9 protein-coding genes and 1 pseudogene are annotated in these 13027 nt (G+C 41.7%); 5 read left to right on the forward strand and 5 right to left on the reverse strand.

The annotated features are described in order from the left end of the window. Window positions 1-282: 282 nt before the first annotated feature. Both JMW90_RS04365 and JMW90_RS04370 read left to right on the forward strand, forming a co-directional pair. Window positions 283-933, forward strand: coding sequence for a hypothetical protein (locus JMW90_RS04365; protein WP_201561871.1), 651 nt, complete (start codon window positions 283-285; stop codon window positions 931-933). Between the two features lie 61 nt (window positions 934-994). Continuing rightward, the gene (locus JMW90_RS04370; protein WP_201561872.1) at window positions 995-1546 is read left to right on the forward strand and encodes a hypothetical protein; all 552 of its coding nucleotides are present in this window, start codon (window positions 995-997) and stop codon (window positions 1544-1546) included. 248 nt (window positions 1547-1794) lie between these two features. Here the strand turns inward: JMW90_RS04370 and rluB are convergent, their stop codons facing one another. Together rluB and JMW90_RS04380 are read right to left on the reverse strand one after the other, a co-directional pair. Next, window positions 1795-2730 carry a 23S rRNA pseudouridine(2605) synthase RluB gene (rluB, locus tag JMW90_RS04375; RefSeq protein WP_201561873.1) on the reverse strand — a complete coding sequence of 312 codons (936 nt, stop codon included), beginning with the start codon at window positions 2728-2730 and terminating at the stop codon, window positions 1795-1797. A gap of 294 nt (window positions 2731-3024) precedes the next feature. Further along, window positions 3025-3120: pseudogene (locus tag JMW90_RS04380) on the reverse strand (transposase); the annotation flags it as partial. An 843-nt stretch (window positions 3121-3963) separates the two neighbouring features. Here JMW90_RS04380 and JMW90_RS04385 point away from each other — a divergent pair. Then, window positions 3964-4770 carry a polysaccharide biosynthesis/export family protein gene (locus tag JMW90_RS04385; protein WP_201561874.1) on the forward strand — a complete coding sequence of 269 codons (807 nt, stop codon included), beginning with the start codon at window positions 3964-3966 and terminating at the stop codon, window positions 4768-4770. Here the strand turns inward: JMW90_RS04385 and JMW90_RS04390 are convergent. The 3 genes from JMW90_RS04390 to metH form a co-directional block, all read right to left on the reverse strand. After that, on the reverse strand, window positions 4751-5452 hold the full coding sequence (locus JMW90_RS04390) for an IS1 family transposase (protein WP_201561875.1): 702 nt from the start codon (window positions 5450-5452) through the stop codon (window positions 4751-4753). The two genes, JMW90_RS04385 and JMW90_RS04390, sit on opposite strands and share 20 nt — an antisense overlap. Window positions 5453-5532: 80 nt before the next feature. Beyond that, window positions 5533-6462 (reverse strand): bile acid:sodium symporter family protein, encoded by a 930-nt coding sequence (locus JMW90_RS04395; RefSeq protein ID WP_201561876.1) that lies wholly within the window; start codon window positions 6460-6462, stop codon window positions 5533-5535. 335 nt (window positions 6463-6797) lie between these two features. Further along, entirely contained in the window at window positions 6798-10631 is a 3834-nt protein-coding gene (gene metH, locus JMW90_RS04400) for a methionine synthase (RefSeq protein WP_201561877.1), read from the reverse strand. A gap of 553 nt (window positions 10632-11184) precedes the next feature. Here metH and JMW90_RS04405 point away from each other — a divergent pair. Both JMW90_RS04405 and JMW90_RS04410 read left to right on the forward strand, forming a co-directional pair. Further along, the gene (locus JMW90_RS04405; RefSeq protein ID WP_201561878.1) at window positions 11185-11739 is read left to right on the forward strand and encodes a fasciclin domain-containing protein; all 555 of its coding nucleotides are present in this window, start codon (window positions 11185-11187) and stop codon (window positions 11737-11739) included. 324 nt (window positions 11740-12063) lie between these two features. Then, on the forward strand, window positions 12064-12663 hold the full coding sequence (locus tag JMW90_RS04410) for a fasciclin domain-containing protein (RefSeq protein ID WP_201561879.1): 600 nt from the start codon (window positions 12064-12066) through the stop codon (window positions 12661-12663). Window positions 12664-13027 lie beyond the last annotated feature (364 nt).

Here is a 13027-nt window from a genome sequence, read left to right on the forward strand (position 1 = left end):
AGTAAACACAAACAACTCAATGCATAACAATATAGGGCTTTTATAAAGCCTTATTTTTTTGTTTAATAAAATCATCGAATACTATAGTTGATCCATTTTTAAAAGAGTACAGCACTGCTGGGGTTAATTATTCGTAGCCTCTGTCTGCGCAGGCACAGCAAGCAAGAAAAATTAATCCCAGCAGTGATTTATAACATTTGTACTTCTTTTATTTGGGACTCACTATATCAAAAATAATAATAAATTTGCCAATTAATACTATTAAATAATAAGGATACTCTTATGACCCAAATCACTGCCATGCTTGTCATGTTTGTTTTATATGGAGTGCTACCCGCAGCAGGTCTGTATTTAGGCTATCGTGGCATCAAAAAAGTGACTGCGCCCAAGATGCTAGCATACAAAGCGATGCCGCAATTGGGTTATATTCCCGAAAAAAGCTTACCGCTTGACGTCAAAACTGCACTGACCCAAATTAATGAGAAAGGTGAAAAGCTGCGCCTTATTTATGGTGATAGCAATAATGATGGCAAGATAGATGATAAAGATACGGTTGACGAAACTTATATCATGATTCAAAACTTAATGGATAAGCATATTCCGCAAGCGATAGCGGATTATCGTCGCTTACATGACTTAGATGTCGGGGAGGGCGCACTGGCTGACAGCACTAAAATTAAACACTCTGATGTCACTGGTAAAGAGGCATTACTAGATATACTCATGACGATTAATACCCAGTTTGATGATCTGCTTAACGCATCCTATCATCAAGATGGGCAAAAGCTGCTAGCGACCAATCGGTATTTACAACAGCGTTTTGACAATCCCACAGTGAGTGCAGATACGCAGTTCCTTAACAATACTACTAAAATAGAGACCATTGAAAAGCTATCGGACGATACCATTAAAAGTACAGATATTAGACTATGAACGATGGATTATAAATGGTCAGCTAGTAATTATGTGCTTAAATGATTAAAAGTGAGTTACGATGAGTATATTGATAGGCGTTGGTGTCATAACGACAGTAAGCGTCTTTTATTTGGGCAGAAAAGGCTGGTATGCTTTCCATAAAGCGGTTGGTATCACACCTGGCGTACTCATTTATCACGATAAAAATGCACCATTAGCGTTAGCTAATATTAATTGGCAACAGCTAAATCTTAACAAAAGGTATCTTAAATCTTTAACAGATAGTCAGCTACGCCAGCTGCATCGTATCGATGAGAAAGTAGCCAGCTATCATGCTTATCAGGCTGAACTTAAATTAAACGAGAAAACACCTGCAATCACCGAGCAGCAGTTTGTATTGCATAAAATGCTGCATACACGGTTGCCCGAAATGCTTAGTAATTATTATCAACTGATGACTATGCATTTAGTGGCTAAAAATTCTAATACTAAAGCTGAAGCTGGCAAGTTGTTGCAAGACGTATTAGATAATATAGAACAGCGTTTAGATAGCTTGTTAGAACAAATGCAGAAACAGCAACTGCAGGATTTGAGAGCTATGAAAAACTATATCGACAGTCATCATAAATAGAGTATGAGTCAGTCCTAAATAAAAGAAATACAAATGTTATAAAGCACTACTGGGGTTCATTTTTCTTGCTTGCTGTAGCTAGCAGACAGGGGCTGCGAACAATTAACCCCAGTAGCTCTGTACTCTTTTAAAAGTGGATCAACTATATGAGTCAATAGAGAGTATTTGCTGAAACCACATACAAAAAAGCTGCTAATGATTATGTATCATTGGCAGCTTTTTATTAGCTACGTTAAATCTAAAACAGATTAGCGTTTATCATTGCGGTCACGAGTATTACGGGTGCCGCGGCTGGCAGGACTGCCACTGGTTTTTGGTTTGGCGCTACTACCAGTGCTATTACGATTATCGCTACGAGTGTCAGTACGACGTGCTTTAAGCGGTTTATTTTTGATACGCTCTTGCTTTTCTTTAGCTGCGCCATGCAGACCAGTACCATAACGTGGGCGTAAGCTCACTAGGTCTGTCAAAGTATTAATATCTTTTCTATCCAGCTCTAAGAAGCGACCTGTACGCAGCTCTTTTGGTAACGCAATATTACCGTAGCTCGTACGTAGTAGACGGCTGACTTTAAGACCTTGTGACTCAAATAAACGGCGAACTTCACGGTTACGACCTTCTTTAAGCTGCACATGATGCCACTTGTTGACGCCTTCACCACCGCCTTCTTTAATATCTTCGAACTTAGCCATGCCATCTTCTAACATGACACCTGTTGTCATCGCTCGTGCCATATCTGGGGTAACATCGCCCAGCACACGTACGGCGTATTCACGGGTCACTTCACTAGACGGATGCATCAAGCGATGCGCCATCTCGCCATCGTTAGTAAATAATAAGAGACCTGTCGAGTTAATATCCAAACGCCCTACCATCACCCAGCGGTCATGAGTCAGCTTTGGCAGGCGCTCAAATACGGTAGGACGACCTTCTGGATCATTGGCTGAGCACACTTCACCTTCAGGCTTATAGTAAGCCAAAACGCGGCGACGTTTCTCATTCTCGGCGGTGTATTTAATCTGACGACCATCAACGCGGATCTCATCACCTTGCTCAACGCGGTCACCGATGGTAGCTGGACCATTATTGACGGTTACACGGCCTGCTTTAATGACTTCTTCCATCTGACGACGTGAACCAAGTCCCATACGGGCAAGTGCTTTTTGCAGTTTTTCATCTTTCATAACGATTTCCTTGAATCGGTGGGTTTACATTTCTCAATGTAGGTATGTTTAGTGCATAAATATGCAGAGGCATATTCTACGCTATTTAAGCTGTTTATGCAGCCCTTTTGGATCTGTAACTACATAAAATCGTTGCCAAATTTTGATTGCAGGAAGTCTAAAAAATTATAGTCGGCAATACCATAGTCACTGTACTACAAAAGAGTTATGCTTTGGATGAATATCATAAAACAATTTAGATAAATCATTTTCCATCTAATCTTGGCGTTGAAACTTCACTTGAGATCATTTCTTCTCGATGGGATTTAGATCAGGGCTGTAGGGTGGTAGCCATAAAATACGATGGCCATGTCTAGTCAGTAGTTTTTGAATACGCCTATTTTTATGAAAAGCTTGTCACTCGATCACAGCTCTCGTCTTGCGCTCGGGCAAAGCAGTGCTTTGCTTTATCTTCGCTCATATCCATCACAATCACACATTTTTTTAAGCTTTGGTATCAGTATGAACTTGCACCAACTATAGAAAACCGCATTATTGATGTTTGTTTTTAAGCAATGGAGTGCAAAAAGCGTTTTGCCATAGAGCACATTAATGACATTGGTTCGATCTTTAGCTTGCCAATTATAACTGTCAATACAGGGGCTACCAATGGGGGGGATAACCATAACGGCGTATCGTCTCACTAATAAAGCCACTCTCATCCATGTATACAATAGCAAAGCCATGAGTAATGTATTCGTTAAGTTTGCTTAGATACTTAGCTCTTTTTACTGGGCCAGCTTTTAGATGCTACAAGTTGTTTTTTTGACTGATACCAATACGCTCTTTCCACTTCTGAATAGTTGTGGACCGATGTCATAGAAAGTAGCAGCTTCAGTAAAGGTCATATCCTCATTTAAGCTTTTAAGAGCTTGTTTGCGATAGTCTAGGGAATAAGTCATCGTTATTTATAGTAATAATTGGTTAGTTGATTTATCTCATAACATTGAAGTCAGGTGACTACATATTAAATACAGCACTTGAAAAATAGAATATAAAAAACTTCTAAAATTTATGGTGCGAATCAATAACTTTGATTAAAAATGAACTGTAGTCCTTTAATCCGCAATCAATTATGGTACTATGGCTTTATTTTATATAATCAATAGAATATTACCTAAAGTATAGCTAGCAACCTTCTTTAATATGAGCTACTGTCATTTACTATACTATGGTTTATAAGGGTCTATCATAATGCGTCAACCGTCTAAGCTAGTAGGTGCAACAAGCTTAATACTCATTAGTTTGCTATCCGGCTGTGCAACTACTACTATAAACTCTGGTCTTCAAGCTGGCGAGTTGCCCAATGCAGGTAGTTTTACTGCTGAAAATGGTCTCCAATTCAATGTTCAACCATTGAGCTTGGCCACATTGCCTCCTAAGAACTTAGTTCGATCTAACAGTGATTTGTCTCGCAGTGACCTGTCTCGTTTAATAAGAGCTTCCAACCCAATAGATTATCGCATCGCTAAAGGCGATATTCTAAGCATTATTTTGGTTGGTTACCCTGACATGTCAGCTGCTGGTGCTAGCGGTTATCCTGTTGATCAACAGGGCTTTGTGCAGTATCCATTGATAGGGCGTATTAAAGCTAGCGGTGTAAGCGTGCCGCAGTTTACTGCAAACTTACGTGCACAGCTGCAACGGTATCTCAAATACTCAGATCCACAAGTAAAAGTTGTTGACTATCGTGGCAACAAATTCTTTATTGATGGTGAGGTCAGCAAATCTGGTGAATTTGCTATAACAGATGCACCTGTTTCTCTATATACTGCGATTTCTATGGCAGGCGGCGCAACAGCTACAGGCGATTCAAATAATATCATATTGAATAGGAACGGTACGACTTATAACGTAGGGCTTCAGTCATTACGCGAGATGAACTCATCCGCCAATAAAATATATCTTCAGGATGGCGACTCAATTCATGTCAATAGCCAAGACATCAATAAAGGGTGGTGTTCTAAAAAGTATGCTGGCATTAGACATAGCCATAATTGACGTAAAAGAATACCATATCAAACACTTTGAAGTGATTATCGAGCTTCTTAGAGAAACAACAGGTTTTTCTAACCGCCCGACGCAATCGGTGTCTAAGGCGGCAATTATTACCTTCTATGCCTACCGTATGCTGCTTACCAATTTGTTTGTGATCACCTTTAAAGGCCGTTATAAAGCTGTCCCAGTTGTCCATGCTAATAGAGTCATAACTGACTTTAAGCTGCTTAAGACGGGCTCTTAACTTCTTAGCCGTTTTTAAGTCACGCCTGCCCCAGACATAAGCGACAATCTCATTGGTAGCACGGTCATAAGCATAGATGAGCCAGACTTTACGTTTCTTGCGATACACGTAAGTCCAAAACTCATCAACCTCTAAACGTTCATAGTAGCTCTTTTTAGGCGCAATCTTATACACGGATGAGCCTATGGTGCTCAATACTTTACCAATACTGATAGACATGACAACAGCAATGTCTCTGATGCCACAACCTCTAACCGTCATCAGCCGTATCTTATCTTCTATTCTAGAGTGACAGCCTTGGTAGGTTAAGGCATGGTCACCTATGAATTGACGTTTGCAGTCCTTACATTGGTAGTTCTGCTTACCATAGCTTTTTATGCCGTTTTTCTTTAAACTGGAACTGTGACAGTCGGGGCAACTGATATCTATTTGTGTCTTCATAACCTCAAATATATCATCTTGCTTTGGCTGTCACCCTCCTTTATTTCCTCAGCATACTTTCTGATACACCACCAAAAATTTTAACGAGCATCTCTTTTCGCAAAAATATTGGCAACCAATGCACCACTAAAGTTATGCCATACACTAAAGATCGCACTAGGCAAGGCAGCGACAGGATTAAAATAAGTCGCGGCAAGGGCAGCACCAAGACCAGAGTTTTGCATACCCACTTCGATCATAATGGCACGGCGTTGTTTCTCAGAGAAGCCGGACAAGCGAGCGATTAAATATCCAAAGGTATAACCCAGCATATTGTGTAAAGCCACGACGATAAATACGATAGCACCACTTTCTAAAATAGTGGCTTTAGAAACCGCAACGACGGCAGCTATGATGATTGAAATGCCCAATACCGAAATCATCGGCAATATCTCGACAGCAAATTCTATTTTCTTACCCAAAAATTTGTGGAAAATAACCCCTAATAATATCGGTAAAATGACGATTTTAGTGATGGTCAGCATCATACTGGCTAAATCAATATCAATCAGTTGACCGGCAAACATATTTAATAGAATAGGGGTCAAAAAAGGCGCAAGTAGCGTAGATATAGAAGTAATGGCGACACTTAGCGCCACGTCGCCTTTGGCTAAGAATGTAATCACATTACTAGACGTGCCACCGGGACAACAGCCAACCAAGATAACGCCAACAGCAATTAGAGGATCAAGGTTAAAGATGACGGTTAGCAAGTAAGCAATCAAAGGCATCAGAGTAAATTGCGCCAGCAATCCTATCAATACAGGCTTTGGTCGCTTAATGATTTCTACGAAATCTTCCGTCTTCAAAGTCATGCCCATGCCAAACATGATGATACCCAATATAGGCACAATCAAAAACGCCAACGAGGAAAAGAATGCAGGAAAAATAAATCCTAAGACGGCACTGACCAATGCCCAAATTGCAAACGTTTTGCCAATCCAACTGGACAGTAGAGCAATTTGTTTCATAATCTTTCTCAAAATAGTGAACTATAGTTAAAATATCTCAAAAACGCTACAGTGCTGCTGATATAAATTTTTTGCAGCCTCTGTCTGCGTAGGCACAGCAAGCAAGAAAAATTAATATCAGCAGTACTTGATGTATCGATATTACTTTTCCCTGACTATAGATAATAATCTAGCATGGTTACAGTCAGGAAATGATAAAAGTATTTTGTTATCAAGGTAGCGATAAGTTTGCAGACGTGAAGCAGGCTATTACTCTATAAAAAATGGCTTACTTATATTAAATAAGTAAGCCCAACATAATTATCAGATGTCTATGAGTTAACTCAACTTTATTCCTACAAATTCGGATTCAACCACTTCTCAGCAGTCTTCATATCCCAGCCTTTACGCTCAGCATAACTCTCTAACTGATCGCTGCTGATTTTACCGACGTTAAAGTACTCACTATCAGGATGTGAGTAGTAAAATCCGCTTACCGATGATGCAGGCCACATCGCATAGCTTTCAGTCAATGTCGTACCGATAGCCTCAACCGTACCAAGCCAGTCAAACAGTTTGCCTTTTTCGGTATGTTCAGGGCAGGCAGGATAGCCAGGTGCAGGGCGGATACCGACGTATTTTTCTTTAATCATCTCATCATTGGTTAAGCTCTCATCAGCCTGATAGCCCCAATAATCCTTACGAATCAGCTCATGCAAATGCTCAGCAAACGCTTCGGCTAGGCGATCAGATAATGCTTGTACCATGATGGCATTATAGTCGTCACCAGCCGCTTTATACTTCTCAGCAAGCGCCTCTGTTCCAACTATCGATACAGTAAAGCCGCCCAGATAATCCGTATGCGTATCCGATGGTGCGATAAAATCTGCCAAGCTAAAGTTTGGCTTACCGCTGGCTTTGTCGCTTTGTTGGCGCAAATGCTCAAATTGATATGTTGCTATGCCGCCCTCAATCGGCGCTTTGTCATAGACAGTGACGGTATCCGCGCCCGTACGACGTGCTGGCATGAGTTTAAAGACGCCTTTAGCGACGATTAATTTCTCATCAATCATCTTTTGCATCAAGTCATTAGCATTATCGAACAAATCACGCGCCGCTTCGCCAACCACATCATCTTGCAAGATTTTTGGATATTTACCCGCCAGTCCCCAAGAGATAAAGAATGGCGTCCAGTCGATATAAGGCAGCAGGTTAGTGATGGGATAATCGTCAAATATCACTTGTCCTAATTTGTTAGGCGTCGGTGGCACATAGTTTTCCCAATCATACTGGAAGCCAATCTCGATTGATTCCACATAAGATATTTTGGCAGCTTTCGGTTGACGCTTGGCCAGACGTTCCCGCACCTTGATATACTCTTCGCGCGTCTCTTCGATTAATTGCGTACGGTTCTCTTTAGAGAGCAGCTTGGTCACCACGCCGACAGAGCGTGAGGCATCCGCCACATAGATGACGCCATTGTTTTGGTATTGTGGTTCGACTTTGACAGCCGTATGCGCTTTCGACGTTGTTGCACCGCCGATCATTAAGGGCAGCGTCATGCCGCGTTCTTGCATTTGCTTGGCGACATAGACCATCTCATCAAGGCTTGGCGTAATCAGACCTGATAGCCCGATGATATCGACTTCTTCAGCAATGGCGGTATCAAGGATTTTTTCACAAGGTACCATCACGCCCAAATCGACGATGTCATAGCCATTACAGCCGAGTACGACGCCGACGATATTTTTACCGATATCATGGACGTCACCTTTGACCGTTGCCATGAGGATTTTACCTTTCTTTTCACCCTCGACTTTTTCTGCTTCGATATACGGGTTCAGCCAAGCGACCGATTGTTTCATGACGCGCGCTGATTTGACTACTTGCGGTAAGAACATTTTACCAGCACCAAACAAGTCGCCAACGATATTCATACCGTCCATGAGCGGTCCTTCGATGACCTCAAGCGGGCGCGGATATTTCTCCCACGCTTCTTTGGTATCTGCTTCGATAAAGGTGGTGATACCTTTAACGAGTGCATGGGCAATCCGTTCTTCAACCGTGCCTTCACGCCAGCTCATATCGACGGTGCTGTCTTTTTTCTTACCGCCGTCTTGATAGTTTTCAGCGATGGTCATGAGCCGTTCGGTGGCATCTTGACCGGTCTCGCCTTGATTGCGGTTGAGCATCACATCTTCGATGGCCTCGCGTGCTTCCTTTGGAATATCATCATATAGCTCAAGCATAGCTGGGTTGACGATACCCATCGTTAAGCCGTTTTGAATCGCATGATAAAGGAATACAGAGTTGATGGCTTCACGAATTGGGTTGCCACGGAAACTAAACGACACGTTAGAAACACCGCCCGATACCATAGCATTTGGCAGGTTTTCCGTAATCCATTTGGTGGCGTTAATAAAGTCCGCACCGTAGTTATTGTGTTCGGTAATACCAGTGGCGACTGCAAAAATGTTCGGGTCAAAGATAATATCTTCAGAGGGGAAGCCTACTTCATCGACCAAGACGTCATAGCTGCGTTTACAGATTTGAGTCTTACGCTCAAAGGTATCCGCCTGTCCATCTTCATCGAATGCCATAACAATAATGGCAGCACCGTAGCGCATACATAACTTGGCACGCTCAACGAACTCAGCGTGGCCTTCTTTTAATGAGATAGAGTTAACGACACATTTACCTTGAGTGCGCTTCAAACCTTCTTCGATAATGTCCCATTTTGATGAATCTAGCATTAGCGGCACACGGCTGATATCAGGCTCGCCAGACACGAGGTTAACGAAGTGAATCATCGCCTGTTTGGAGTCAAGCATCCCTTCGTCCATGTTGATGTCGACGATTTGCGCGCCGCCTTCAACTTGGTCACGGGCGACATCAAGCGCCTCAAGATAGGCTTCAGTTTTGATTAGGCGTAAGAATTTTTTTGAACCGGTAACGTTGGTGCGCTCACCGACGTTGACGAATAGACTGTCTTTATTGATGGTAAATGGTTCAAGACCAGATAAGCGGCAGGCAGGTGGAATTTCAGGAATGACACGCGGTGGGTACTTTGCCACCATATTAGCGATTTGACGAATATGCTCAGGTGTGGTACCACAACAGCCGCCGACGATGTTTAGAATGCCTGCTTTGGCAAATCCTTCTAACAGTGCTGTGGTTTCCTCAGCCGTTTCATCGTATTCCCCAAATTCATTGGGTAGACCAGCGTTTGGATGCGCTGATACATAAGTATTAGATATGTTTGAAAGCGTTTGAATATGCGGGCGTAGCGCATCAGCACCGAGCGCACAGTTAAAGCCAACGGATAGTGGTTTGGCATGGCGAATCGAGTTATAAAACGCTTCCGCCGTTTGACCCGATAATGTCCGACCTGACGCATCGGTAATCGTCCCTGAAATCATAATTGGCAATTCAAATCCGATATCATCAAAGACGCCAGTGACGGCAAAAATTGCCGCCTTAGCATTGAGCGTATCAAAAATAGTCTCAATCAAAATGATATCAACGCCGCCTTCCATTAATGCTAACGTCGCCTCGCGATAGTTCAGCACCAATTCATCAAAGGTAATATTACGAAAGGCGGGGTCATTAACGTCAGGCGATAGCGAGCAAGTACGCGATGTCGGACCAATGACGCCAGCGACAAAGCGTGGTTTTGCTGGATTTTTTGCCGTGTATTCGTCAGCAGCTTCGCGGGCAATCTTAGCAGCCGTTTTATTCAGCTCAGGCACCAGATACTGCATATCATAGTCTGCCATCGACAGCCGCGTACCATTAAAGCTATTGGTCTCGATAATATCAGCGCCGGATTCCAAATGCGCCAAATGAATCTCTTTAATCATATTCGGCTGCGTGAGAACCAACAAATCATTATTGCCACGCACATCTTGCTTGATATCAGCAAAGCGTTCACCACGATAGTCCGCTTCCTCTAACTTATAATTCTGAATATGCGTGCCCATCGCACCATCGAGCATCAAAATCCGTACTGCCATTTGCTCCGTGATACGTGCACGTGCGGTTAGCTGCTGATCCTTATAAGGAAACACAGCAGGCGGCGTCAGTATAAAGTCATTAGGATTGGCATTTGGATTGCTGGTGTCAGTTAGATTGCTGGTGTCAGTTAGATTGGTTGAAGAGGTATCAGTTTGAGAACGGGCTGTTGGGGTCATAGGAGCGCTGCTTATAGAGTCAATGTTATAAAAAAGAAGAGGAAAAAGTCGTTATAATTTTTAATAGAGAAGACGTCAAAACCATCAATACCAGTAAAAAATAGTAAATAAATACAGATGATTTTAGCAGAAAATATATTGCCAATGTCAGGTTATCAAAGTCTATTGCATAAAGCGTGTAGGCACAAATGAATATCATTTAACTTTAGGGTTGCAGAAAGCTTTACTTATGATTATAAACGTAAAAGTATCGCTTTATAATGCAAATACAGATTACATGCACACCACAAAAAGTAGCGTAAATAGACGTTTACAGATATTAACTATATGTTAATTTAATTTCAGAAGGATTGATGTTTCATAAGCGGTGCTTATTAGTAAGGGTTGATGGTCTTATTTGCAGTTTTCCCTATAAGGTATTTTTATGGGTAAATATGCACCATCAAATCAGTAATTAGTACGTTAAGCATTGCTACTAAGGAAAGACAATCTCATCTGTCAGACCGTATAAAAACCAACAGAATATAGATATTTACTCATTAAGGACAATGTTATGAAAATCATCAAAATCGCCGCTATCGGTACGTTAGCTGTTTCAATGGCAGGTTTAAGTGCTTGTAATAATATAATGCCAGCCAAAAGCGCTCCTATGAAAGCGCCCATGCATAGCCAATCAATGGCAAAAATGAATGTGGTACAAATTGCCCAAAGCAATCCTGATTTCTCTGTACTCGTAGAAGCTGTCGTCGCCGCTGATTTGGCGGGTGCGCTCTCTAATCCTAATGCCAACTATACGATTCTTGCGCCAACCAATGCAGCATTCATGCAAGCGTTACAAGAAAATAACATGACCAAAGCGCAGCTTTTTGCCAATAAGCCACTATTGACCAAAATCTTAAGCTATCACGTGATTAATGCCGCAGCACCTATATATGCCAAGGATGTCAGACCAGGTAATGTGACCATGTTAAGCACAGACACGCTTATGGTGACAGCCCAAGGTAAATTGATGGATGAAAGTGGACGTACAGCAAATCTCTTAAAAACCGATATTACTGCCAGTAATGGCGTGATACATGTGATTGATAGAGTTCTGATGCCTAGATAATTTATGGTAAGGTTTTATAAACTAGCCATTATATGAGTATGAGGTCAATCGTTAAGAGCTGCTCTAAGCAGCTCTTAAACGCGTTATAGAGTTAGATAACGAAACGCCTGTGTTATATACGTGATTGATACAGTGCCACTACCTAAGAATATATCAATTAAAAATCAATCAGTTAATATGGTAGATGATTTCAGATAACGTCCCTTTTAAAAGTATCATATATTCTAAGAGCATATATTCTAAGCAGTATTGTGCATTTTAAAAAAACTGTTTATCCATAAATTATTACTTATCCAATAGTTATTCATATCAAAGGAATGTCTTATGTTAAAAAAGAATTTACTATCTATCGCCGTTGTGGCGGCAGCACTGTCATTAGCAGCTTGTAACGATAAAGAAGCGGTTACCGAGCCAGTTGAGCCAGAAGCAACCACTGACGTGGTCGTTGAGCCAGAAGTCGCAGCTGAACCAATGGTCGAAGCGGAAGTTGCCCCTGAAGCAGCGACACAAAGTATTGCTGAAATGGCTGCTGCAAACCCAGATTTATCAATACTAACTGCTGCATTAAAAGCTGCTGGTCTTGACGGTATGATGATGGACGCAGGTACATATACTGTATTTGCTCCGACTGATGCCGCATTTGCTGATGTATTGACTAAATTGGACGTTACTAAAGAAGAGCTATTGGCTAATACCGATTTGCTAAAAAGCGTACTCCCGTACCATGTTGTTCCTATGGTCGTAAACGCCGCTGATATTCCTTATGACACTGCTATCGAAACGGTCAATGGTCAAACCATTATGATCGGTTCTGATAACGTTATTACTGATGCAAGCGGCAATAAAGCCACCATTACTGCAACAGATATGATGGCAACTAATGGTGTGGTTCATGTGATTGATACGGTTTTAATGCCTAAATAAGTTTTGATTAGTAGACTGATTAGGTTTTTATTGTAAAAAGTAGATGATATAAAAATATCTAAAGCCCAGCCATCGAGCTGGGCTTTTTGCTGCCTATTAATGGCTAATAAGATGTTGTAGTGGTTGAACTTTAAAAAGAATCCAGCGTTGCTCGGATAGATATAGTCAATGAAAAGTAATATCGACACATTAGTTACTGCTGGTATCAATTTTTCCTGCTTGCTTTGCCCATGCAGACAGAAGCTGCAAAAAATTTTTACCCGCAGTACCGTAGCGTTTTTAGGGTATTTTGACTATAGCACGTCTCGCTTATTTGTTAGAAAACAGGCAAGGGCGCACACACAAGAAAGCCCAAGACAATGGT

This window comes from Psychrobacter glacincola (genome assembly GCF_904846215.1).
GTDB lineage: Bacteria > Pseudomonadota > Gammaproteobacteria > Pseudomonadales > Moraxellaceae > Psychrobacter > Psychrobacter glacincola.